This is a genomic window from Oribacterium sp. WCC10, from assembly GCF_900113415.1.
Taxonomy (GTDB): domain Bacteria; phylum Bacillota; class Clostridia; order Lachnospirales; family Lachnospiraceae; genus Oribacterium.
This window is the reverse complement of record NZ_FOPH01000002.1, coordinates 153,465-177,031: the sequence shown is the minus strand read 5'-3', so window position 1 is coordinate 177,031 and position 23,567 is coordinate 153,465. Positions and strand designations below refer to the sequence as shown.

General features: G+C 42.1%; 22 protein-coding genes and 1 other annotated feature (1 of these 23 only partly in view). Of the genes, 6 read left to right on the top strand and 16 right to left on the bottom strand.

Annotated features, from left to right (window positions below; all coding sequences use genetic code 11):
• The 4 genes from pth to BM294_RS02100 all read right to left on the bottom strand — a co-directional run bounded on the left by pth (position 1) and on the right by BM294_RS02100 (position 3,738).
• The gene (gene pth, locus BM294_RS02120) at positions 1-585 is read right to left on the bottom strand and encodes an aminoacyl-tRNA hydrolase (protein WP_091204422.1); all 585 of its coding nucleotides are present in this window, start codon (positions 583-585) and stop codon (positions 1-3) included.
• Positions 586-813: 228 nt separating this feature from the next.
• Positions 814-1,089, bottom strand: coding sequence for a septation regulator SpoVG (gene spoVG / locus BM294_RS02115; protein WP_091204421.1), 276 nt, complete (start codon positions 1,087-1,089; stop codon positions 814-816).
• A gap of 256 nt (positions 1,090-1,345) precedes the next feature.
• On the bottom strand, positions 1,346-2,467 hold the full coding sequence (gene glgD, locus BM294_RS02105) for a glucose-1-phosphate adenylyltransferase subunit GlgD (RefSeq protein WP_091204418.1): 1,122 nt from the start codon (positions 2,465-2,467) through the stop codon (positions 1,346-1,348).
• Complete coding sequence (locus tag BM294_RS02100; protein WP_091204416.1) at positions 2,464-3,738, bottom strand: glucose-1-phosphate adenylyltransferase; 1,275 nt, start codon at positions 3,736-3,738, stop codon at positions 2,464-2,466. Before BM294_RS02100 ends, glgD begins: the two co-directional genes overlap by 4 nt.
• Positions 3,739-4,048: 310 nt before the next feature.
• On the opposite strand from BM294_RS02100, the gene asnS reads away from it, so the two are divergent.
• From asnS to BM294_RS02085, 3 genes are all read left to right on the top strand, one after another.
• Positions 4,049-5,437: an asparagine--tRNA ligase gene (gene asnS, locus BM294_RS02095; protein WP_091204415.1), complete on the top strand. Its 1,389-nt coding sequence runs from the start codon at positions 4,049-4,051 to the stop codon at positions 5,435-5,437.
• Positions 5,438-5,618: 181 nt separating this feature from the next.
• Complete coding sequence (locus BM294_RS02090; protein ID WP_091204414.1) at positions 5,619-6,698, top strand: metallophosphoesterase family protein; 1,080 nt, start codon at positions 5,619-5,621, stop codon at positions 6,696-6,698.
• A gap of 2 nt (positions 6,699-6,700) precedes the next feature.
• Complete coding sequence (locus BM294_RS02085; protein ID WP_091204413.1) at positions 6,701-8,623, top strand: ATP-binding protein; 1,923 nt, start codon at positions 6,701-6,703, stop codon at positions 8,621-8,623.
• A gap of 202 nt (positions 8,624-8,825) precedes the next feature.
• On the opposite strand, the gene BM294_RS02080 is transcribed toward BM294_RS02085, so the two are convergent.
• Positions 8,826-9,932 carry a hypothetical protein gene (locus tag BM294_RS02080; RefSeq protein ID WP_091204411.1) on the bottom strand — a complete coding sequence of 369 codons (1,107 nt, stop codon included), beginning with the start codon at positions 9,930-9,932 and terminating at the stop codon, positions 8,826-8,828.
• Between the two features lie 289 nt (positions 9,933-10,221).
• Here BM294_RS02080 and BM294_RS02075 point away from each other — a divergent pair, with 289 nt between their 5' ends.
• Positions 10,222-10,488, top strand: coding sequence for a hypothetical protein (locus BM294_RS02075; protein ID WP_091204410.1), 267 nt, complete (start codon positions 10,222-10,224; stop codon positions 10,486-10,488).
• 135 nt (positions 10,489-10,623) lie between these two features.
• Here the strand turns inward: BM294_RS02075 and BM294_RS02070 are convergent, their stop codons facing one another.
• The 3 genes from BM294_RS02070 to BM294_RS02060 all read right to left on the bottom strand — a co-directional run bounded on the left by BM294_RS02070 (position 10,624) and on the right by BM294_RS02060 (position 13,058).
• Complete coding sequence (locus tag BM294_RS02070; RefSeq protein ID WP_091204408.1) at positions 10,624-11,316, bottom strand: 5'-methylthioadenosine/adenosylhomocysteine nucleosidase; 693 nt, start codon at positions 11,314-11,316, stop codon at positions 10,624-10,626.
• Positions 11,317-11,542: 226 nt separating this feature from the next.
• Positions 11,543-12,628, bottom strand: a complete 1,086-nt coding sequence (locus BM294_RS02065) for an undecaprenyldiphospho-muramoylpentapeptide beta-N-acetylglucosaminyltransferase (RefSeq protein WP_091204613.1) — start codon at positions 12,626-12,628, stop codon at positions 11,543-11,545.
• Positions 12,629-12,644: 16 nt separating this feature from the next.
• Positions 12,645-13,058, bottom strand: coding sequence for an HIT family protein (locus tag BM294_RS02060; protein WP_091204406.1), 414 nt, complete (start codon positions 13,056-13,058; stop codon positions 12,645-12,647).
• 266 nt (positions 13,059-13,324) lie between these two features.
• Between BM294_RS02060 and BM294_RS02055 the strand changes: the two genes are divergently transcribed.
• Complete coding sequence (locus tag BM294_RS02055; RefSeq protein WP_091204405.1) at positions 13,325-13,501, top strand: DUF4250 domain-containing protein; 177 nt, start codon at positions 13,325-13,327, stop codon at positions 13,499-13,501.
• Between the two features lie 60 nt (positions 13,502-13,561).
• Here the strand turns inward: BM294_RS02055 and dtd are convergent, their stop codons facing one another.
• The gene (gene dtd / locus BM294_RS02050) at positions 13,562-14,017 is read right to left on the bottom strand and encodes a D-aminoacyl-tRNA deacylase (RefSeq protein ID WP_091204403.1); all 456 of its coding nucleotides are present in this window, start codon (positions 14,015-14,017) and stop codon (positions 13,562-13,564) included.
• A gap of 465 nt (positions 14,018-14,482) precedes the next feature.
• On the opposite strand from dtd, the gene BM294_RS02045 reads away from it, so the two are divergent.
• Complete coding sequence (locus tag BM294_RS02045; RefSeq protein ID WP_091204402.1) at positions 14,483-15,610, top strand: cation diffusion facilitator family transporter; 1,128 nt, start codon at positions 14,483-14,485, stop codon at positions 15,608-15,610.
• 76 nt (positions 15,611-15,686) lie between these two features.
• On the opposite strand, the gene BM294_RS15780 is transcribed toward BM294_RS02045, so the two are convergent.
• The 7 genes from BM294_RS15780 to rplJ form a co-directional block, all read right to left on the bottom strand.
• Complete coding sequence (locus tag BM294_RS15780) at positions 15,687-16,598, bottom strand: hypothetical protein (RefSeq protein WP_091204400.1); 912 nt, start codon at positions 16,596-16,598, stop codon at positions 15,687-15,689.
• A 271-nt stretch (positions 16,599-16,869) separates the two neighbouring features.
• Positions 16,870-18,156 carry a replication-associated recombination protein A gene (locus BM294_RS02035; RefSeq protein ID WP_091204610.1) on the bottom strand — a complete coding sequence of 429 codons (1,287 nt, stop codon included), beginning with the start codon at positions 18,154-18,156 and terminating at the stop codon, positions 16,870-16,872.
• Positions 18,157-18,174: 18 nt separating this feature from the next.
• Positions 18,175-18,633 carry an FMN-binding protein gene (locus tag BM294_RS02030; protein WP_091204399.1) on the bottom strand — a complete coding sequence of 153 codons (459 nt, stop codon included), beginning with the start codon at positions 18,631-18,633 and terminating at the stop codon, positions 18,175-18,177.
• A 416-nt stretch (positions 18,634-19,049) separates the two neighbouring features.
• Positions 19,050-19,547 carry an FMN-binding protein gene (locus BM294_RS02025; protein ID WP_091204398.1) on the bottom strand — a complete coding sequence of 166 codons (498 nt, stop codon included), beginning with the start codon at positions 19,545-19,547 and terminating at the stop codon, positions 19,050-19,052.
• 472 nt (positions 19,548-20,019) lie between these two features.
• Complete coding sequence (locus BM294_RS02020) at positions 20,020-22,017, bottom strand: flavocytochrome c (RefSeq protein ID WP_091204396.1); 1,998 nt, start codon at positions 22,015-22,017, stop codon at positions 20,020-20,022.
• Positions 22,018-22,380: 363 nt separating this feature from the next.
• On the bottom strand, positions 22,381-22,755 hold the full coding sequence (gene rplL / locus BM294_RS02015; protein ID WP_091204395.1) for a 50S ribosomal protein L7/L12: 375 nt from the start codon (positions 22,753-22,755) through the stop codon (positions 22,381-22,383).
• 145 nt (positions 22,756-22,900) lie between these two features.
• Complete coding sequence (gene rplJ, locus BM294_RS02010) at positions 22,901-23,395, bottom strand: 50S ribosomal protein L10 (protein ID WP_091204393.1); 495 nt, start codon at positions 23,393-23,395, stop codon at positions 22,901-22,903.
• Positions 23,396-23,433: 38 nt separating this feature from the next.
• Positions 23,434-23,567: a sequence feature (ribosomal protein L10 leader region), on the bottom strand; it runs 3 nt beyond the window's last position.

Below are 23,567 nucleotides of genomic sequence, written 5' to 3'. Positions count from 1 at the left end.
TTACAGTTTCATCGAATTATACCTGTTCATGGCATGTTCTAAACCATTGTCGATAATGTCAAGTGCCGCAGATGCCGCCTCTTCATACATCTCCTCCATAACTTTTTCATCAGTCTGGTTGAATCTGGCAAGAACATGCACCGCTAGATCCATATTATCAGGTTTCATCCCTACGCCGACCCGGATTCTTCCGAATTTGTCAGAGCCAAGGCATGATATGATGGATTTAAGACCGTTATGTCCACCCGCAGAGCCCGCAGCTCTTATTCGCATGCGTCCCACATCAAGATTTATATCGTCAGAAAAAACAATAATATGCTCAGGTTCTATCTTATAAAAATTAGCCAAAGGAGCAATACAGTTTCCCGAAAGGTTCATATATGTAAGTGGCTTTACTATGACAATCTGCTCCATTCCTTTTGAACTTTCATAACGGACCTTTGTATACGCTCCGTTAAATTTTGTTTCATTAAGCTTCTGTCCTCCAAGCTTATCAAGCAGCGCATCAATCGCAGCAAAGCCTGCATTATGACGTGTGCCTTCGTATTTTCTTTCCGGATTTCCGAGACCGGCAATCAGATACATTATAACTCCTCCTATATATCGTAAACACTTTGCAGTGCAATAATCTCCATGCAACTTTTGTGAATTTTATATTTTACTTCCTATAAAATCAAGTAAAAAGGGCTTTCAATATCGCATAGAGGATACTTTCACCACAGAAAAGGAGCCGCTGCAAAAATACAGCGACTCCAGTAATAATCTTTAGCCGGGATACAATTCTTTGTTCCCTATCTATACACGCATCAATGCTTAGAATCCTTCAGCCTCTGAAATCATCTCAGCCTGATATTTATCAAGTATGATGCTCTGTATAGAATCTCTTGTAGATGACTTGATCGGGTGAGCGATGTCTCTATACTCCCCATCAGCAGTCTTTCTTGACGGCATAGCGATGAAGAGCCCCTTCTCTCCCTCAATTACCTTAATGTCATGAATCACGAACTCGTTATCGAAAGTGATGGAAACAATGGCCTTCATCTTGCCTTCTTTATCCACCTTACGAATCCGCACGTCTGTTACCTGCATACTGCTCCCTTCTCTGACCACTGGTTGTCACATCTTCGGTCATGTCTTTAGATTTATAAAGAGAAAATGCCATATCACAGCGCTTCGCGCGGGCATTTTCGTTTGATTTCGGTCTGCAACCGAAACCAGCCTCGACACTTGCGGCAGGCCTCTTAAGAGACCTGTCATGTAGCACCATCCATCGCAGAGCAAATCTTAATGGGCTGGTGTTCCCTCCGGCCGGGCGGTATCCGCATTTCTACGAAACGCGGATAAGTCACATCTGATATCTAACATTCTTTTCAACTACAATCTTTATATCATCCGGGCTTCCGATATATGTAGTGTTTGCGCGGATAGTATCGCGGCTTTCTACGATACAGTTCTCGATAACAGTGTTATCGCCGATGTAAACATCATTGAGGATAATGGAATTCTTGATAACACAGTTGTTTCCTACATATACTTTACGGAACAGAACCGAATTCTCTACAGTTCCGTTTACGATACATCCACTTGCAAGTATTGAATGACGGACATTACAATCCGGATTGTACTTTGCAGGAGGATTGTCCTCAAGCTTTGTATATACTCCCGGTAATGTACGGAAGAAATAGTCACGCACATCCCTCTTAAGGAAATCCATATTTGTCTTATAGTAAGACTCCACAGATGCGATATTAGACCAGTATGTCTCAAGCTTGTATCCGTAGATTCTCTTAACATTCTTATAACGAACAAGAATATCGTTAACAAAATCCGTACGATCTTCCTCGTGTGCCTTCTCAAGAAGTTCTATAAGCTGACGTCTGCGTACTACGTAGATTCCGCAGGAAATAGTTGTGGCATCTGTAGCGATAGGCTTCTCCTCGAAGTCAACGATACGTCCGTCATCATTGAGCTTAACGCAACCAAATCTTGATACATCTGTGTTTGGCTCCATGGTCTTAACAACCACTGTGATATCTGCCTTCTTCTCGATATGATGCTCGAGAACCTTGTTGTAATCCAGCTTGTAGATTCCATCACCGGCAGCAACGATAACATACGGCTCATGTGATGACTTCAGAAACTCAAGGTTCTGATAAAGTGCATCTGCAGTACCTCTGAACCAGTCACTGTGTTCTGCTGTAATAGTCGGTGTATATACATAAAGACCGCCCTGCTTACGTCCGAAATCCCACCACTTGGAGGATGACAGATGCTGATTGAGTGATCTTGAATTGTACTGTGTTAATACGGCTACTTTCTGAATATGTGAGTTAGACATATTGGAAAGTGAAAAGTCAATAGCTCTGAATGAACCTGCAACAGGCATAGCCGAGATGGCTCTCTTATTTGAAAGTTCTCTCATACGCTTGTTGTTACCACCTGCTAAAATAATACCTATCGCTCTCATATCTCGCTGTCCTCCTTAATGATTGCTCCGCCGCTTGCGAGTAATCCGTCAGGATAATCCTCTGCTGTTGTTACGCCATAGATAGCGGTGTTTCTGCCCACCTTCACGTTGTCAGGAATAACTGAATTCTCTCCAACTGTTACAAGGTCAGCATTGTAAACTCTCTTATCATAAACACTTTCGGCAAACTCACCTGTACCAATCTCACAATTCTTTCCTATCTTAACGTTCTGTGCGATAACTGCCTTATCAACCACAGTACCGGCTTCGATAACCGCGTTTGACATGATAACAGAATCTGTGATAACTGCACCGGACTCAATTCTAACACCTTCGCCGATAACAGAATTATGAACTTCACCGTGAATCTCACAGCCCTCCGCTATGAGACATCTCTCTGCATGTGAATTCTCAGAAATAAACTGTGGTGCAGGATTCTTTGTATCTGTGTAGATCTTCCAGTATTCCTCATACAAATTGAACTCAGGAATGATGGCTACAAGTTCCATGTTTGCCTGCCAGTAGGACTGAAGTGTTCCTACATCCTTCCAATAACCGTTAAACTCATAAGCGAAGATGCGCTTTCCGCCCTGGAACAGGTAAGGAATGATATGCTTACCGAAATCCTCTCCCGGAACATCCTTGTTTGTGATGAGAGCTTCTCTCAGGATAGGCCATGAAAAAATATATATACCCATGGAAGCAAGATTTGACTTTGGCTCCTTCGGCTTCTCCTGGAAATCTATGATACGGTTATTCTCATCTGTAACGGTGATACCAAAACGGCTTGCCTCCTCCATAGGAACAGGCATGGATGCTATCGTACAATCAGCATTCATAGCCTTGTGATACTCGAGCATAACCTCATAATCCATCTTGTAAATATGATCGCCTGAAAGAATCAGAACATATTCCGGAGAGTAGTTATCGATATACTCGATGTTCTGGTAGATAGCATTAGCCGTACCCGAAAACCAGTCAGCACCGGTCTGAGACTCGTACGGCTGAAGAATCGTTACACCGCCTCTGTTACGGTCCAAATCCCATGGAATACCGATTCCGATATGGGCATTCAGACGTAATGGCTTATACTGTGTCAGTACACCGACAGTGTCAACGCTGGAGTTGATGCAGTTTGAGAGTGGGAAGTCAATGATAGAATACTTTCCACCAAAGGAAACTGCAGGCTTTGCGACATTCTTTGTAAGTACACCAAGGCGCGAACCCTGGCCGCCAGCAAGCAGCATGGCGATCATTTCTTTTTTAATCACGTCATCACCTCTTAGAGTTATAAAAGTGTAAAAAATTTCAAGCTTTCTTAATTATAGCACCGGATTCCCTCTCTGTTAACTCAAAAATGGTAATTTTAACCATAAATAAAGCTTTTTCACAATTTAATTTATCCATAAATGATAAATTATTTGTCGGTTTTAATTTTTTTTCGTGATTTTTAAGAAAATGCATCTGAAATCAACGAAACCAATGTTAAGAAACATTGAAAACACACAACGTTTAAAGTATAATCATTAATCAATCGAGACCTGGTCTCGATTGATATTTAAATAAGAACAGGGGAATATTATGGAAGTTACTGCTTTAAGAGAAATATTCAAAAATAAAGAGGCCTTCTATGATAAGGAAGTGACCGTAGGCGGTTGGGTAAGATCCAATCGTGATTCCAAGCAGTTTGGTTTCCTTGTCATCTCAGATGGTACTTTTTTCACACCGCTTCAGGTCGTTTACCACGATGACATGGACAATTTCACTGAGATTGCCAAGCTTGGCGTTGGCGCCGCAGCCATAGTGAAGGGCAGAATTGTTGCCACACCGGAGGCTAAGCAGCCGTTCGAGCTTCAGGCTACAGAGGTTACTGTTGAAGGCGCTACAACTCCAGACTATCCTCTTCAGAAAAAGAGACATACACTTGAGTATCTCCGCACGATGACACATCTTCGTCCTAGAACCAATACCTTCCAGGCTGTATTCCGCGTACGTTCTCTCATCGCTTATGCGATTCACGTATTCTTCCAGGAGAGAGGATTTGTATACGTTCATACACCGCTTATCACATCTTCTGACGCAGAGGGCGCAGGCGAGATGTTCCAGGTAACCACTCTTCCCATCAATGGAGCTCCGATGGTGGATGGTCAGATCGATTATTCACAGGATTTCTTCGGAAAGAAAACTTCACTTACCGTTTCAGGGCAGCTTAACGGTGAGACATATGCTCAGGCGTTCAGAAACATCTACACCTTCGGACCTACTTTCCGTGCAGAGAACTCCAACACTCAGCGCCACGCTGCAGAGTTCTGGATGATCGAGCCCGAGATGGCATTTGCAGATCTTGATGATGTTATCGCCTGCGAAGAGGATATGATCAAGTTCATCATCAAATATGTTCTTGAGAATGCTCCTGAAGAGATGGCATTCTTCAATCAGTTTGTTGACAAGGGACTTATCGAGCGTCTTACTCACGTTATGAATTCCGATTTCGCCCGTATCACTTACACAGATGCCGTCAAGCTTCTTGAGGAGCACAACGACGAATTTGAGTACAAGGTATCATGGGGCGTTGATCTTCAGACAGAGCATGAGCGTTATCTTACAGAGAAGCACTTCCAGAAGCCGGTATTCGTAACCGACTATCCAAAGGATATCAAAGCATTTTACATGAAGCAGAATCCTGACGGAAAGACTGTTGCCGCAGTTGACTGTCTCGTTCCGGGTATCGGAGAAATCATGGGCGGTTCACAGCGTGAAGAAGATTATGACAAGCTTGTTACACGAATGAATGAGATGGGCATGGAGATGGATCAGTATAAGTTCTATCTTGATCTCCGTAAGTACGGAACAACCCGTCACGGCGGATTCGGACTTGGCTTTGAAAGAGCAGTTATGTACATCACAGGTATTCAAAACATCCGTGATGTCCTTCCTTTCCCAAGAACAGTCGGAAACTGCGATATCTGATGTATACTTCATGGGGATGGTTCCCCATCGTCACTCTTCCAGAGTGACGATGAGAACCATCCCCTGTTTTTATGTTTACTTAACAAAGACTTTTTTATTTATTATTTTTAAGCTAAAATATTCTCAGAATATTTTTTTATTTTCGTGGTACAAACGGATGTATCACTGTCAGGAGCATTAAATGCGTTTTATACACACAGCAGATATAAACTGGGGTATGGTACCTGATTCCAATCAGCCATGGGGCAAGGATCGTGCGAATGATATCAAGACAACTTTTAGAAAAATCATCGAAAAGTGTCGTGATTTCAGCGTGGACTGTTTATTCATTTCCGGAAATCTTTTTCACCGCCAGCCGATGAACAAAGATCTTCAGGAACTTAACTATCTTTTCAGCTCCATACCATCCACACATATCGTGATTATTTCCGGTGCAAATGACCGCATAAGTCCAAACTCGGCATTGTTGAGTTTCAATTGGAGTGCCAATGTTACATGGATTCTGAGCGATAAGCCCGAGGAGATTTATTTCGATGATATCAATACAAAAATATACGGTTTCTCATATCACTCCCGTGAACTGAGAGAAACCGTCATCGACACCATCCAACCGGAAAACGACGGCCATATCCATATACTTTTGGCTCACGGCGGAGATAATGATCACATGCCGGTTGATGTAGAAACACTGTCAAAGCTTCCTTTCGACTACGTAGCTTTGGGATATCTCCATAAACCGGTTGAGATAGTTGAACGAAGAGTTATTTACTCAGGTTCACCTGAACCGCTGGACATGACAGAAACCGGTCCTCACGGATTCTACTTCGGTGACATCAACCCAATAACTCACAAAGTTCAGCGTCTGACATTCATGGATGCGGCAAGAGTCTCCTACATTCCATTGGAATTCAGTGTAACAGACAAAACATCAAACGAAGTACTTGTGACACATGTCGAGAAGGAAATCAAAGCAAAAGGCGAGCACAACATTTATATGATACGGATTACAGGAAAGCATAATCCCGATGTTCACTTCAGCCTTTCCCCTCTCATGAACAAATACAGGATCGTTTCCATTCATGATGATTCAGAGCCACAATATGATTTTGCAGCAATCTACAAAGAACATCCATCCGACATCATAGGCTTCTATATCCGCAAGCTTTTACGCGATGATCCGGATGATATGAGTTATGTAGAAAAGAAGGCATTGTACTACGGAATCAATGCCTTGCTTAAATCACAGAAGGGTGGTAACTAATCATGCGTTTTATTGATATCCATATAGATGGATTCGGTAAATTTCACAATTTTGACTTACATCTCAGTGATGGTATGAATATCATATACGGTCACAACGAAGCCGGAAAGTCCACTCTCCATTCATTCCTGCAGGCCATGCTGTATGGTCTGGGAAGACGATCCGGGAGAATGCTTTCAAAGAAGTACCAGTCCTGGGAATATCCTGATGACTATAGCGGTTATCTCCGCTTAGAACATGAAGGAAAGATATATCTCATTCAAAGAGATTTCAACCAAAATACAATATCTGTACGTAATGAAACAGACAGAAAAGATATAAAGGAGCCGGAGCTCTGGCTCAATGAAATGCTGGACGGCATTTCCGAAACAGCCTTTGAAAACACCGTATCCATAGGACAGCTCAGAAGTGCGACCAGCAGAGGTATGATAAACGAGCTGAAATCCTGCATCAGAAACTTAAATTCAACGGGCGATATGTCTTTGGACAGTTCCAGCGCGCTTATGCTCCTTGACAAGCAGAAGAATCGTCTTGCAGCAAAGATAGTTCCGGATGCAGCAAAGACTTATGCTCAGCTTGTGGGTGAGGTCAGAAACATAGAAAGAGAGATCCAGCAACCGGAGTACGAGAATCATCTCAGGAAGTACCAGAACCTCCGGACAGAGGCCAGAACCGAACAGGTAGACCTTCAGACCCAAAAAGAGGAACTTCTCCAGAAAGTAGCGGCTCAGGAAACCACATTACAGCAGTCCGGCCTTAATGACGAAGAAGAGATTCTGAACACTCTGGATTCCGTAAATCATCTTTATGATGTTTATCTGGAAGAATCCACACAGCAGAAAAACCCAAAGAAGCTCCTTCTCCCGGCAGTTCTTTTCACCGGTGCTTTGCTGTCTCTGATCCTTGATATACTGTTTGCCGCAGCAGGATCTCCTGCATTTGCCGCAAAACTCAATCTCGTCCCGGAAAAGTTCCCCGTAATCACCGGGTTTGTAAAAAATTCTGTTCTGGGAGCAACCATGCCGGTTGCCGCATTCACTTTCCTGACAGTGTTGTGTTTTATGCTTGGATGCCTGTTTATTCACAATAACATTTCCTGTAGAAAGAAACTTGCAGAATCCACTAAAGACCTTACAGATCTTCTCACAAGGCATATCGGTTCTTCAGACATAAGTGAAACGGCCGTGAACAGCTTCAGAACTCATATGGACGAACTTCAAAAGGTCAACAGAGAGCTTGACGGCAACAGAGAGCAGCTAGATGCATTGACCCGCAAGATACAGGGGCTCAACGACAACGAAAGAAAATATGACGTTGAGCTCCAAAAGCAGAACGAAAAGCAGACGGAGCTCGAAGGCAAACTCCAGCATCTGATCAATGTCAAAAACCGTGCAGAAATGCTGAAGCGCACTATAAGTGAGAATGACTCCATCACAGAAGAAATCGACGCCATCAATCTTGCATATGAAACGATGACTGAGCTCGAAAACAGCATTAAGATGAGTTTCGGGCATTATCTGAACAAGGAAGCTGGAGATCTCATTTCCGGCATAACAGGCGGCGTATATGACTCTATGTGGATAGATCAGAATCTTGATATCTTTATGAATACACCGACTAAACTGGTTCCTATAGAGGATGTTTCAAGTGGTACCATGGATCAGATTTATCTGGCACTTCGCCTTGCCGCTTCCCGCCTCATGCAAAATAACAAAGCCAATTTTGACGGTACTGTTGAAAAAGACCGTTTGCCACTCATCTTTGATGATTCATTTGCCATGTACGACGAGCAGCGATTGAGTTCCGCGCTTCACTTCATCATGAACATCCATAAGGGTCAGGTACTCCTTTTCACTTGTCATACACGTGAGAAACGTATTCTCAAAGAAGCCAATGACAAATTCAACTTTATAGAGCTTAAGTAATACTATTTGCGGCCCTTCGTGGCCGCTTTTTTATTACATTCTGATCAGTTTTTTCTACACCACAAGACTTTTCTCAGCTCTTACATCATACAGAGGCTTTTTCCGCAGAACTCACCTCCTCAAAAAGAAGGGACCATCGTATCTGAATAAGACCGAAATCTTATTCAGGCACAATAGTCCCTTCTTACTTTATATATATTTTTTATCCGGCTGCCGTGGTATCCTGTGAAGGATGATCGAGCCTGGTAACCGCATCAATAACCGAAGATGCCTCCTGATTTGCCATAAGAGCCTTTATCCTGTCTATATCTTCAGCATTCATATGCGCCTTACCAAGATACTGTTCATAAGTCTTTGTAAGATTCAATGCCAGTTCTCTTTCCCTGGTCTCAAGTCCGGATCTCTGATTCATCGCACTCGTGAAGGCCTGTGACAGTTCATCAATCCTCGGCTTTGAAGCAGTCTCAATCTCATCAATGATGATATTCCTTGTAACTGTATCAAATGTATTCTGTGCGCTCTGCTTCTGGCTTATTATGTCACTTCTCTCCTGCTGCATCTTGGCAATTTCATCATCAAAAGCCTCGAGATTGTAACCAGCCTCAGAAGAATCTTTTCTGATGGTTTTTTCCATTTTACTGATGATCTTCCTGTTGGTCTTTATCCGGTTTTTAATATCGCGCCCCTGACGTATCGCATCAGCATGTCTTCCGGAGATATTCATGATGCAAACATAGATTCCGCCAAAGATGAGTATATCCACCAGATAGATTACAAACAAATACCAGAATTTATGGTCAGGTATCAGGAAATACACCCCAAAAGGAAGTAATGCAAAAATAATGATAAAGACCATAAGAAATGTCATAAGCTCACCAAGCCCCGACGGATGAAACAGCGTATAGAACACATCCGTGCTGTAAAACGCAGGAGCATTGTCCTTTTTCATAACTGCCGCTATCTGTCTTCTGAGTTCCTTGTTTTCTATACGTCTCGGTTCTGTTTCATTCTTTATGCGGCCCTTTACCCCCTCTTTCTTTGCTTTATCCCTTTCAGCCTGTTTCTTTTTCAGCCTCACTTCCACCTGACTGATCTGCTTGTCATATGTGGCTGTCAGATCATCACTTCGCTGCTTCAGGGTTTTCTCAATCTTATCCTGAATTTCCTTACGGGCTTTGTCCAATGCTGATGCTGTAGTCTTCTCCATATCTTTCATCTTTGAAAGCTGTGCAACCACATCCTGATACTCAGCAACGGCCTTCTTAGCCTCGTCCAAAAATGACTGGGGATTCTCTATCTCCATTCCCATCCTTACGCCTCCTGATTATTGTTTTCGGCAAATATAATGATAGATACATTTTGTGAATTATCTATTAACAAACAGAATTTTTCTTCTTTTTTTAATACTATTTTACAAGAAATCCCGTTCAAGTGGAACATCATTTTCTTCCTTCCTGACATTTATCCGAACACAGGCCTGTTGCATTCGTTCAATATTTTATGTAGTATAATTATCATCACTTTTTAGGTTAGTGAAATGAAAAGTCATTCTTTCGTCACTATCTACTTTTAAGCAGAATTGCGGAGGATGAAGGTTTATGTTTAGAATGAACGGAACTCTATACAGGGATGGCCGGATGGTCAAAGATTGTGTTTCAAGGCAGGAAGACTACTCCAAGTCCCGCACAGACAGAGTTCTTACGGCTCTTAAGGAAATCTGCGAGTATATGGATCTTGCCGTTCCCATATGGCTTCAGCCAAATATACGGGAATTTCAACGAAAGTCTGTAACATGCTTCAGATCAGACTCCTTTATGGAACCAATCAATTTTGATTATCTTCGTATAGAAGTCATTGAAGAGTAAGTACAAAACATCCCGGTATAAAGGATGGTCAATGAGCCACCCTTATACCGGGATGTTTTGTACTTTAGCTTCGTCGCAGAAATTCTTTATCAAAAAAATCTGCATATACACATATAAAATAAAACTATATACAGCTTACAGCCTTCCCACAAGAGCCCGTGTAAGTTTTGCGCAATGTTCAATCGCCTTTTTCTCAAATGTCGGATAATCCATATGCGCAGAATCATCGGCCTTATCTGAAATAGCACGAATGATGATGAACGGCACCTTATTCTGCCATGCTACCTGAGCTATGGCAGCTCCCTCCATCTCGCAGCATCTTCCCTGAAAATGCTTAATTATCCATTCCTTACTTTCGTTGTCGGAAACAAACTTATCACCGCTGCACACACGTCCAATAAATGTATGTATGTCCGAATTAACCTTTCTATTCTCTTCCTCGGCGTACGCTATGAGCTTGTCATCCGCCTTAAACGCCATAGTTCCCACTCTCGGAATCTCTCCAAGCTGGTAACCGAAATTCGTAGCATCCATATCATACTGAACAGCATCCTCAGAAAGGACTATGTCGCCGATATCGATATGCGCATCCAGTGAACCGGCTATACCTGTGTTTATCACATAGTCCACATTGTAACGATCAATAAGGATCGCCGTACATGCTCCTGCATTAACCTTGCCTATACCGGAACGAACCACTGTTACGTCTTTTCCGTCAAGCTTTCCTGTAACAAATGTAAGTCCGTTATGTTCCTCTGTGCTGGCATCAGAGATAGAAGCCTTGAGCTTCTCAACCTCTTCATCCATTGCTCCTATAATTCCAATCATGTTAACCTCCCTGTTTTACTATCGGCTCCGCATGAATACTTTCTCAGTACGGAGATACCTTCCATAAATATTAAGTCAAACTGCCTACTACAATCCTGCAGCTCCCAGTATAATATCTTCAATTCACCCAAACCGATAAATCACTAACCTTTCAAGGCTTCTAAACCAGAATAAAGTCCGGCAAATCAAAAAACGTTATGCCAATTAAATAGACACTGCAGAAATCTTATTCTTCCTGATGCGCTTTCGCCACATCTCTAAGCACCTGAATTACGTGATCAACACCATTACCCTGATCAGAATTCTGCATAGCGATAATGTATCCTGATTTCCTGAGATGCACCTCATGAACAGCATCATAAAGCAGTTCTATATCTTTCTCCATCTCATGCTGATCCAGAACATAACTGAAGCCCTGCTTTTTAAAGGACTCGGCATTAAGTATCTGATCTCCCCTGCTTGCATCACGCGGCAGCGGAATAAGGATATTAGGCTTTTTCAGCGCCACAAGCTCGCAAATAACATTAGCACCCGCTCTTGAAATAACAAGATCCGCAATAGCATACAGATTGCGTAAACCGTTGGTGATAAATTCATACTGCCTATAGCCCTTTGTATCCTGAAGCGAATCATCCAGATTACCCTTACCGCAGACATGAACAACGTCAAACTCTTCAAGAAGTCTGGGAAGAAGTTTCCTGACCGCAGTGTTGATGGCCACAGAGCCAAGAGAACCACCGATGATCATGAGTACCGGTTTCTTTCCATCAAAGCCGGTCATCTCCAGGCCTTCTTCACGTGTTCCCATGAGAAGTCTTTCTCTTATAGGAGAACCCGTAAGAACAGCCTTTCCCTCAGGCAAAGCCTTAAGTGTCTCCGGGAAATTACAACATATCTTATCTGCCGCACCGAGGCAAAGTCTGTTGGCAAGTCCAGGCGTCATATCGGATTCATGGGTTACTACAGGTATATGAAGACTATGGGCCGCCCATACAACAGGAACCGCCACAAATCCTCCCTTACTGAATACTATATCAGGATTTATCTCCTTAAGCGCTTTACGTGCCTCTCTGTACCCCTTTATAACCCTCAGAGGATCCGAGAAATTCTTAATGTCAAAATAGCGTCTGAGTTTACCGGTAGCTATACCTGTATATGGCACGCCCTCGCTCTCCATCATCTTCTTTTCTATGCCTTCATAAGAGCCGATATAATATACTTCATATCCATCACGTCTCATCTGCGGCAAAAGCGCTATATTGGCAGTAACATGTCCGGCTGTTCCACCGCCCGTCAGCACCACTTTTCCTATCATTACTTTCTCCTTCTTAAAGAGCCTGCTTCAGACTCTCACAAGTCTTCTTAAGCTCTTCTGCATCTGTTGTTCCGGGTTTCCATAAAATCATCTCATCATTACCGTATCTTGGAATAATATGAGTATGAAAATGATGAACTGTCTGTCCTGCAGCCTCACCGTTGTTCTGAACCACATTGAATCCCTTTGCACCTATAGCCTGCTTCATGGCTGTTCCGATCTTCCTGGCAAGAGGCATAACTCCGGCAGCAATCTCATCAGGAAGCTCCGTAAGATCCTCATAGTGCTCCTTTGGAATGATAAGCACATGGCCCTTTGATGCCGGACTTGCATCAAATATCACTCTGTATTTTTCATCCTCATAAAGTGTCGTTGTAGGAATATCTCCATTAGCAAGCTTGCAGAAAATGCAATTATCGTCTCTCATAGTTTGTCTCCCTTCGGAAGTAAAATCTTTTCAATATTCAAAAATGCAAAAAGCTAGATTCATTATAGTATCTTGCTGTTGTTTAGACAAGAAATCAGATCCGGTTACCGTAGACAAACAAGTCAAAAAACAGGTTAGTTTCCCGATAAAGCTTTATAACTATTTTATTTGACAAAATTTCCGCAAGGCTTACAATGAGTGAAGACTATCATAGTCTGATACTTCGGCGACTATAGTCTCATCACCCGGTAAAACAGGAGGCAATCATGTCACTTCCAAAAGATCCTTTCATGCTTATGAGCTATATAAACACACAGCTTCGCGATAACTATGACTCTTTCGACAGACTTTGCGACTCTCTTGATGTCGACAAGATATCCATCCTAAAGTCACTTGAAGCCATTGATTTTCATTACAATCCGGAGCTCAACCAGTTTAAGTAAACGACGATACAATACAGCTTTTCCTTGTATTATTTAGTCTCACCTGTTGAATCCCATTAACTACTCATTGAAGAGCTGCTTTGAGTCAAGCATAAGTGTAAACGGGCCATCATTGAGTAGCTCCACTTTCATATCTGCACCAAACTCACCATGCTCAACTATAGGAACAAATTCTCTGCACTTTTCTGTAAAATACCTGTAAAGGGCATCTGCCTTATCCGGTGCACCTGCATCTGTAAAGCTGGGGCGATTGCCCTTTTTGCAATTTGCATATAATGTAAACTGGCTTACAACAAGCACAGATCCGCCTACATCCGAAAGTGAGCAGTTGGTCTTTCCGTTTTCATCCGGAAAGATACGAAGGCTGCATATCTTCTTAACCATTCTATCTGCTGTTTCTTCAGTATCTGTATCAGAAACTCCAAGAAGTATCAGGAATCCCTTTCCTATCTTTCCTATTACATTATTATCTACAGTCACCGAAGCGTGCTGTACAACCTGAACTACACATCTCATAAAAATCCTCTTCCTATATATAACGTTCTATTTCAGCCCATATGATATAAAAAACTGATTACATGTTCAAACGAATTCCTTTTTATGGCAGTAATTTCCGCCATCCTGACAATTTCCCTGTCGGCTTCTAAAGAACCTTTCAAGTTTATCACATAGCAAAGTAAGGGTCAAAATACATACACGTTGGTCCTTGACAGAATCTGTTTATTTTATTTGCATCTGATACCAGTTCGCCATCATGAAACATTTTATTATTATATTTAATGCAAAAAGAATTATGATTGTATGCAATTAAATTTACATGATATAATCGTCATACGCAGGTACAATGGGTTCATACTTTAGCATCATCCGCACAACGTTGTTTTATATGCAAGATCCTACCCTGCATCATAAAAACAGAGGCAGTCATGTATCTGTTTTTAGCGTTCATTTTATTCACATTTCAAAACATCAGGAGGTTTTATGGCACAATTAAATAAAGACTATAACAGGGATGCTGTGATCATCAGAACCAGCATCATAGGAATATTTGCAAATATTTTTCTGGCTGCATTCAAAGCCATGGTTGGGATAATGTCCAACTCTATTGCCATTGTACTTGACGCAGTAAACAATCTGTCAGATGCCATGTCTTCTGTCATCACTATAGTCGGTACGAAACTAGCAGGAAAACAGCCGGACAAAAAACACCCTATGGGATATGGCCGGGTAGAGTATATCAGTGCAACAATCATAGCAGTCATTGTTCTCTATGCAGGTGTTACATCTTTTACAGAGTCCATGAAAAAGATTATTCACCCGGAAGCGGCTGATTACAGCACCACAGCACTCATTATCGTGGCGGCAGGTGTAGTGGTCAAAATAATTCTGGGACGCTACGTCAAATCAATAGGCGAAAAAGTGAAATCCGACTCACTTATAGCTTCAGGATCCGATGCGACTATGGATTCCATCATTTCTGCGTCAACTCTGGTAGCTGCAGTTATTTATATGTTTACAGGATTATCTCTCGAAGCATGGTTAGGTGCTGTAATATCCGTTATCATCATAAAAGCCGGTTTTGATATCCTAAAGGATACCATTTCCCAAATCCTCGGAGAAAGGGTGGAAGCATCCTTCAGCAAGGCTATCAAGATGACTGTTGCCAGTTTTCCCGAAATTCAGGGCGCTTATGATCTGATACTTCACGCATACGGTCCTGACACATATATGGGTTCTGTTCATATAGAAGTTCCTGACACCATGAATGCGGTGGAGATAGACAGACTTATGCGAGATATACAGCATAAGGTTTACAACGAGCATAAAGTGATTCTTGAAGGCATCAGTATATATTCAACCAATACCAAAGATGACAAAACTCAGGCTATGCTTCATAAAACCAGAGAGATAGTTATGTCTCGGGATCATGTTCTCCAAATGCATGGATTTTATGTAGATGAAGCAAGAAAAAACATAAACTTCGATGTCATCATTGACTTTGCCATAAAAAACAGAGAAAAAATATTCGAAGAAATAGAAAACGAAGTCCATAAAGCGTTTCCGGAGTATACCCTTGAGATCACTATGGATTCAGATATCAGCGATTAACTTTACTATAACCATTTAAACAACAAGAGCATGGATACTCCAACCGGAACATCCATGCTCTTTAATTTACAACATATTACTCTATAACTGTGATTCCGTTACAGGTCGAAACTCTCATACGGATAGAATCTGTGTAGCTTATCTTTACTTTCTTTCCGGTAGATTCCTGGGCGAGCTTAGCAAGATCATCGTCTCCGTTAACAGTAAATCCAAACACATCACCATCATCCGTCTTAAGGTAGATAACTCCTGTCTTGAACTGAGCTATCGTTCCCTTGATCTCATAAACATCAGATGCAGGATCCTCCATCATATCCTCAGTGCAGATACGATAACAAACAGCATCCTTAGAATCAAGCTTACCGATATAAAGAGCCTGAGCGTAATCTCCAACCTTTGGTTCCCCAATAGTTGTAGCATAAGAAGGAATCTTAAATGTATACTCAACTCCATCCTTAGGTCCGTCTGCAGTATTTAGTCCCTCGTCCTCACGGATAGTGATAGAGGTTTCATCAAGCTTTACAATCTCGCCATAAACCTGAGGCTCTGATGAATACTCTTCAGAGGTATACTCATAAGGGACCGACATAACAACCTCTGCAACCTTGGTTCCGGCTGCAGGAACCGTATCCTCGCCTTCATAGAAAATATCGATCTCATCACCCGGCATAAGTTCCCATGCAGGATTTATAAAAGCCTCACTTGTATCAAGAGTAACGCTGGTTCCATCTTCATATTCCACAGTGAGATTATTTCCGTCTACCTTCTGAACAGTGGCCTGAAAATCCATCATATCGGTAGTATCAACAGGACCCGCAATACTGCTGTCACCGCCAACTCCCAATCCGGAATCCCGGGCAGTTTCCTCCTGAGTTGCATTCTCCCGAGTGGTTTCTGCCGCAGTAGTTTCCTCTTTCTTTGCTCCGCTACAAGCAGCAAGTGAAAGCACCATCATGGATGCAATAGCTGTATATGCAAGTTTCTTCATATTTTTCCTCTCCTCAAATGTATCTAAAATCAAGCGATATTTAAAATAGCACTAAAGGACTTTTACTTCTACTGCATTCACCTTAACTCTTTATTAAGTTTCGTACTGCTATAATTTAAAAATTTCAAATATTTATTTCGAAAAATATAATGTCAGCTTTAAAAATTATGGCTATAGTTTCATACATTACTCTGCGCCAGACAAACATTTTCCTATAAAGAGATTCACTTCGACAATCACAACTGCCATACGTTGCCAATCATGTGGCAAATCAATTACCTCTCTTATGCTCATGTTGAAAATGATAGAACTCTCTGTCTTTTATCGCATCCGGCAGATATTGCTGCTCCACCCAGTTTCCGGGATAATCATGAGGATACTTATAGCCGACTCCTCTCCCAAGCTCTGCACTTGCCTTATAGTGGGCATCCTGAAGATAGGGAGGTATGGGAAGGCTTCCCGTTCGCTCCACTTCATTCATGGCTTCAAAAACAGCTACGCAACATGCATTGGACTTAGGTGCCGATGCAACATAGGTACATGCCTGAGAAAGAATAATCTGTGCCTCCGGCATCCCGACCCGCTCAATAGCAATAAAAGCACTGGTTGCTACCAGAAGTGCCTGAGGATCAGCATTACCCACATCCTCTGATGCACAGATAACAATACGTCTTGCTATGAATTTGATATCTTCACCCGCCTTAAGCATTCTCGCAAGATAATAAACTGCTGCATCAGGATCAGATCCTCGCATAGACTTAATAAATGCAGATATGGTGTCGTAGTGATTGTCACCATCCTTATCATATCTCACAGCTCTTTTCTGTATGCATTCCGCCGCTACCTGAAGTGTGATATGTATACGCCCATCATTATCTCTATCAGTTGTCAATACCGCCAGTTCTATCGCATTAAGTGCCGCTCTGGCATCTCCATTGGCTGTTTCTGAGAGAAATGTTTTCGCATCCTCATCTATATATGCACGAAAGGAACCAACTCCTTTTCTGCTATCAGTAAGAGCCCTATCAATAAGAGATGCGATGTTTGACGCTGACAGGGGTCTCAATTCAAAGATTCTGGAACGTGAAATAAGAGCACTGTTGACTTCAAAATACGGATTTTCGGTTGTAGCTCCTATCAAAGTTACAGTACCGTCTTCTACATAAGGCAAAAGATAATCCTGTTGAGCCTTGTTAAATCGATGAATCTCATCTACGAACAGTATTGTTTTTCTACCGTAACCGCCCTGATTCTGTCTTGCTCTTGAAACAACATCCTCAAGATCTTTCTTTCCGGCAACAGTGGCATTGACAGACTCAAAATCCGCACTGGTTGTATGTGCAATAACCTTTGCAAGGGTGGTCTTTCCCGTTCCCGGGGGCCCGTAGAATATAATAGAGCCAAGCTTATCGGCCTTGATGGCACGATAAAGCAGCTTTCCGGGACTCACGATGTGTTCCTGTCCCACTACTTCTTCAAGTGTCTCAGGACGCATACGGGATGCAAGAGGAGCATCATCCTCCTTATTTTTTTCTGCCATATATTCAAAAAGATCCATAATATCACGTAAATCCAATCACTGTTTTGCTTCTGTTGTTTCTGAGTTGCTTTCTTTCATATCAGTAAGGAAAAGTCCCAATGCATCCTTGGTTGCATTTCTGACACCCTCTGATGTAAACGTAGCTCCTGATACACCATCTATGTCGAAACCATCTTTCTCTACAAGCTGCTTTTCCAGCTCAGTAAGAGCCGCACCGCCTATCTCCGGTGTCTCATCATAACCTTCGATGGAGGCTTCAACTATATCATCCCCCTCCATTACGAGACTGACGGTGATTGTGCCTCCGAATCCTTCTGCACTGCCGCTTACTTCCTTTTTTTCTGACTTTTCACCTGCATTGCCCGTTTCAGTATTCACAGCCTCTGACACAGTTTCAGTCACTGCAGTTGTTTCCGGTGATGGAACCTGATTTCCTCCACAAGCTGTTAATGCTGCCACAAGTACAACCGCTGATGTCAATATTAATCTCTTCATATTACAAATTCCTCCTCTGAAATAACCTTTTTCATTTTATATCTCTCATATGCAGTTCGGACACCCTATTGATAATGTATCCCTGTAACATTTCACCTTACGAAATGATCTATCAACAAATACCGAATATATGATTTATCATAAAATCATTTTCAATCACACGGGCAATTAACAGCTAATCATTTCCGAGAATCTATTCTCATTCAGCATAATATCACGTACTTCTATGATGCCAAATTCAACACATCATAACAAGCTAAATTATCATTAAGATTATACACTACCTATTTAATATGCAAAAATCCCTCCCGGAATATCTGTCTGTACAAATACTCCGAAAGGGAAATCCTGTCACACTTTCATTAAGATGAATAATTAAATCCGGTATGAAATGCTATTAATATCTGATATATGAATTACTTAGCAAGAGCTGCCTTTACAGCATCCTTAACACCTGTTGATGTTAATGTTGCACCTGAAACACCATCGATATCAGCTGAACCAGCCTCAACAATCTGCTTCTCAAGCTCCTCGAAAGCTGCTCCACCAACTGTAGGAGTCTCATCCTTACCCTCAATAGTAGCTGCAACGATCTTGTCGCCATCCATTGTAAGAGTTACAGTAACGTCTCCGCCGAAGCCCTTAGCTGTACCTGTAAGTGTCTCGCCATCCTCTGCTGCAACTGTTGTCTCCTCTGCAGCGGCTGTTGTCTCCTCTGCTGCAGCTGTTGTCTCTTCAGCAGCAGCTGTTGTCTCCTCTGCTGCAACTGTTGTCTCTTCAGCAGCAACTGTTGTCTCCTCTGCTGCAACTGTTGTCTCAGCAGCTGTTGTAACCTCTGGTGTTGATGTTGAACCGCAAGCTGCAAGTGCAAGGATAAGACCTGCTGATGCAGTCATCATAACTAACTTCTTCATAATTTAATCCTCCTAAAAATCAAACATCAGCCACAATAAATCTGAATATATGTATCAGGCTGATTATCTGCGTCCGCTCCATCAGATAAGTATCTTCAAAAACGAACAAATCTGTTTAAGACAAGAACGTATATTACACTCCACCATCATCAAAGTCAAATATGTTTCCGAATTAAAAATTTTTATTCTAAAGAATTCTTAAGAGTCAATCATTGACACATGTTATATGTTTTGCCACATTATTACCACATAAATGCATTCTCTTATACAGTTTGCACAAACAAATCGCTTTCTTTTCTTTCAAAAAGCTTTCTTTTTGTTTATTTTTTGCTTCAAAGAACAGTTTCTTTCATTTTTATTAATTCGGAAGAAGATAAATTCTGAACAAAAACATCAATTTTAAGAAAAAAATTAACTCCCGGTAAACCATACCGGGAGCAAGAAAAAATAAGTATTTAGCTTATGATTGCGTTTATCCAACGTAAGCTGATGCACTTTCACCTGCTATTCTGCCGAATACGATAATATCTGCTACAGCATTTCCTCCGAGACGGTTAGCGCCGTGAACACCTCCGGTAACCTCACCAGCTGCATACAGACCTGGGATAACCTCACCATTTGTATTGATAACCTCTGCGGCTGTGTCAATCTTAAGACCACCCATTGTGTGATGAATTCCAGGAGAAACCTTGATAGCATAGAAAGGTGCTGTTGAAAGGTCAATATCATCTGCAAAAGATGTACGTCCGAACTCCGGATCTGACTTGTCAGCCCAAATCTTTGCCCAGCCTTCCATTGTTTCTGTAAATGCATCTTCAGGAACACCCATTGCCTTGGCAAGCTCTTCATATGTCTCGCCCTTTACAGCATAACCTGAATTGTAGTATCCTGTGCAAACAGCTGAGGCATCAAGCATCTTCTGATCAAGGATCAGCCATGCACATCCGTCAGTCTGAGCGATCTCAGCAGCAGAAACCTTATCTCTTGTTGAAACTTCATCAAAGAAACGCTTTCCTTCCATACTAACAAGGATAGCACCATCACCGCGAACACCCTCTGTGATAAGATGAGCATTTCCATCGGCATCAACCGTTACTGTAGGATGAATCTGAATCTGATCAAGATCAACGGTATCAGCATTGACATCCTCAGCTGTTGCCATGTCAATACCCTGTCCGAGTGAACCGGCTGCGTTTGTTGATACAAATCCCTCAAGATCTGATCTATACTTGACAACTCTGTTCATATCAGCGCCAAAACCACCGGTTGCAAGTACTACAGCCTTAGCATTAACTGTAATAGTATTGCCTGTCTCACCTTCTGCAACAACGCCTACAGCCTTTCCATCCTCCATAAGGATCTTGTTAGCTGTTGTGTTGTAATAAACTTCAATTCCATCTCTGTCCTCAACATTCTTTGTAAGAACAGGAACAATATAAGCTCCGACTGCTGTTGTCTTCCCATCGGCATTTACAGGTCTGTGGATACGATTTACGGAAGCACCGCCAAACGCTCCTACTGAAGGGAGGTCTGCATCATGTTCCTTCAGCCAAACCACTGCATCTGCACTATTCTCAGCAAGAGTCTTAACGAGATCAATATTGTTGATTCCCTTACCACCAATCATAGTGTCAAGTTCAAAAAGTTCAACTGTATCAAAATATCCGCTTGGTGAAGCCTGATACTCATCCCATTGCTTCTGAACAGTAGCGGCAAGCTCCTGAATAACTTCATTATCTGCCCAGTTTTCTTTGGCTGCCTTAAGCGTCTTCTCTACGCCATCTGCCTGCTTGAACTCATTCTCATCCTGAGCAGGTGTGTGTGCAGCATTAAGGCCACCAGTTGAACGAACAGTGTTTCCACCACCCATAGCCTGAGATTCAAGGATAACTACAGACTTTCCTGCATCAGCTGCTGTAATGGCTGCAGCCATACCTGCTCCGCCCATTCCGACAACTACAACATCTGTGTCTATAGACATATCTTCAGCCTGTCCTGCAGCAGCCTCAACTTCTACTGATTCAAGATCTTCAGGTTTAAGTCCGGCCTCAAGAAGAGCTGCAGTAGCAGCCTCAACTATAGCCTTTGATGTAATAGTGGCACCGGAAATAGCATCTACCTGAACTGTATTTCCTGCAATCATAAGTGCCGGAAACTCTTCAATAGCCTTGCTTCCGATTCCTGCCGTCTCACCTGCGCCTTCGATTTTTACATCTGAGATCTTACCATCCGTAAGAGTAAGACTAACCTTTACCGGATTGCTCTCTCCGCCCATTCCTACGGCTGTACCTTCAAAAGTACCGGAAACAGCCGTTCCTGCTTCCTGAGCAACCGCTGATGTTTGAGCAGCCTCTGTAGCAGCTGCAGTAGTCTCAGCAGGCTTTGATCCGCAGCCGGCAAGTGATGCAGCAACCATTGTACCTGCAAGTACTACAGCTGTAGCTGACTTTCCAAGATTTCTCTTTTTCATAAATTTACCTCTCTGTTGAATGATAATGACACTGTACTCAGTCCTATATTTAGTTTCCAATTATTTAGGCTTATTAAATATTAAGAATTGTACTGATTTATTGTTTGTCATTATTTAGTCAATCTTGCGTTGTTCATATTATCATCGCAAGATTGAGAATACAATTATTTCTTATCATTTAAGGACTTAAGTAAGTAAAAAAAATGAAAATTATTTTTAAATCTGAATTCCAAATGTTTAATTCATCTAATCGACTAATCTTTACTTGACAGACATTAGTCAATTCTAATATATATCGATAATTTTTGTAAAAAAAAACGGATGAGTAAATTCTCATCCGTCTTCATATAGATTGGTTTTAAATTACTTAAGAGTAACCTTAGCGCCAACTTCCTCAAGCTTCTTCTTGAGATCCTCAGCCTCAGCCTTAGCAACAGCCTCCTTAAGAACCTTAGGAGCAGCCTCAACAGCTTCCTTAGCTTCCTTAAGTCCAAGACCAGTAGCCTCACGAACAACCTTGATAACCTTGATCTTCTCTGCGCCTACCTCTGTAAGCTCAACGTCGAACTCAGTCTTCTCCTCAGCTGGAGCTGCACCAGCAGCTGCACCTGCAACAACAACGCCTGCAGCAGCAGAAACGCCAAACTCTTCCTCAACAGCCTTTACAAGGTCATTAAGCTCTACAACAGAAAGCTCCTTGATAGCTGCGATAAACTCTTCTGTAGTTAACTTAGCCATTTTAATTTCCTCCATTTAGAAATTTGTGCCCGAAGCACTAATCAATATTTATTAGTTTTAAACCATGCAATTCACATTGCGCTTTGTAATCTTTCGATTACGATATGAAACCACTATGCGGCCTCATGATGCCATACGCTCAAAATCAAGCTGCTGGCTCGCTCTTCTCTGCAATCTGATTGATAACGCGTGCGAAGTTTGTGATTGGGCTCTGAAGAGAACCACAAAGTCTTCCGAGAAGCTCTTCTCTTGAAGGGATAGCTGCAAGAGTCTGAACCTCGTTCTTATCATAAAGCTTGCCTTCAGCAACAGCTGCCTTAAGCTCAAGCTTAGGAGCAGTCTTAGCAAACTTAGCGATAATTCTAGCAGCTGCAGCAGGATCATCCTTAGATACTGCAATAGCTGTAGGTCCCTCAAGTACGTCATCAAGCTGTGCAAAATCTGTGCCCTCTGCTGCTCTCTTGATAAGAGTGTTCTTGTAAACCTTGTACTGAACACCAGCCTCTCTTAACTGCTTACGAAGATCTGTATCCTGCTCAACAGTAAGTCCGAGGTAATCAACGGCAGTAACGGCTACAGCACCATCAAAAAGTGCCTTGATTTCGTCAACGATTGGCTGTTTAATTTCAACCTTTGCCATTTTACGGTTTTTCCTCCTTATAAGATTTCGTATAAACCTTTCTAAAAGGAAAACCCCATGCCAAAAGACACGGGGTTGAACAAACATAATAGTTTGTATCTTTCCTCGGCAGGCGTTCTGTCTTACGGTACCTTACGGCACCACCTGCTGTCTTCGGGTTAATACGTTGCGT

Excerpts from the sequence above, each read along its gene's own strand:
- BM294_RS15780 (WP_091204400.1), bottom strand. The coding sequence starts at position 16,598 with ATGAAGAAACTTGCATATACAGCTATTGCATCCATGATGGTGCTTTCA.
- BM294_RS02045 (WP_091204402.1), top strand. The coding sequence starts at position 14,483 with ATGGCACAATTAAATAAAGACTATAACAGGGATGCTGTGATCATCAGA.
- BM294_RS02085 (WP_091204413.1), top strand. The coding sequence starts at position 6,701 with ATGCGTTTTATTGATATCCATATAGATGGATTCGGTAAATTTCACAAT.
- BM294_RS02090 (WP_091204414.1), top strand. The coding sequence starts at position 5,619 with ATGCGTTTTATACACACAGCAGATATAAACTGGGGTATGGTACCTGAT.
- pth (WP_091204422.1), bottom strand. The coding sequence starts at position 585 with ATGTATCTGATTGCCGGTCTCGGAAATCCGGAAAGAAAATACGAAGGC.
- BM294_RS02075 (WP_091204410.1), top strand. The coding sequence starts at position 10,222 with ATGTTTAGAATGAACGGAACTCTATACAGGGATGGCCGGATGGTCAAA.
- BM294_RS02035 (WP_091204610.1), bottom strand. The coding sequence starts at position 18,156 with ATGGATCTTTTTGAATATATGGCAGAAAAAAATAAGGAGGATGATGCT.
- asnS (WP_091204415.1), top strand. The coding sequence starts at position 4,049 with ATGGAAGTTACTGCTTTAAGAGAAATATTCAAAAATAAAGAGGCCTTC.
- rplJ (WP_091204393.1), bottom strand. The coding sequence starts at position 23,395 with ATGGCAAAGGTTGAAATTAAACAGCCAATCGTTGACGAAATCAAGGCA.
- BM294_RS02060 (WP_091204406.1), bottom strand. The coding sequence starts at position 13,058 with ATGAGAGACGATAATTGCATTTTCTGCAAGCTTGCTAATGGAGATATT.
- glgD (WP_091204418.1), bottom strand. The coding sequence starts at position 2,467 with ATGAGAGCGATAGGTATTATTTTAGCAGGTGGTAACAACAAGCGTATG.
- BM294_RS02055 (WP_091204405.1), top strand. The coding sequence starts at position 13,325 with ATGTCACTTCCAAAAGATCCTTTCATGCTTATGAGCTATATAAACACA.
- dtd (WP_091204403.1), bottom strand. The coding sequence starts at position 14,017 with ATGAGATGTGTAGTTCAGGTTGTACAGCACGCTTCGGTGACTGTAGAT.
- rplL (WP_091204395.1), bottom strand. The coding sequence starts at position 22,755 with ATGGCTAAGTTAACTACAGAAGAGTTTATCGCAGCTATCAAGGAGCTT.
- BM294_RS02070 (WP_091204408.1), bottom strand. The coding sequence starts at position 11,316 with ATGATTGGAATTATAGGAGCAATGGATGAAGAGGTTGAGAAGCTCAAG.
- BM294_RS02025 (WP_091204398.1), bottom strand. The coding sequence starts at position 19,547 with ATGAAGAAGTTAGTTATGATGACTGCATCAGCAGGTCTTATCCTTGCA.
- BM294_RS02080 (WP_091204411.1), bottom strand. The coding sequence starts at position 9,932 with ATGGGAATGGAGATAGAGAATCCCCAGTCATTTTTGGACGAGGCTAAG.
- spoVG (WP_091204421.1), bottom strand. The coding sequence starts at position 1,089 with ATGCAGGTAACAGACGTGCGGATTCGTAAGGTGGATAAAGAAGGCAAG.
- BM294_RS02020 (WP_091204396.1), bottom strand. The coding sequence starts at position 22,017 with ATGAAAAAGAGAAATCTTGGAAAGTCAGCTACAGCTGTAGTACTTGCA.
- BM294_RS02030 (WP_091204399.1), bottom strand. The coding sequence starts at position 18,633 with ATGAAGAGATTAATATTGACATCAGCGGTTGTACTTGTGGCAGCATTA.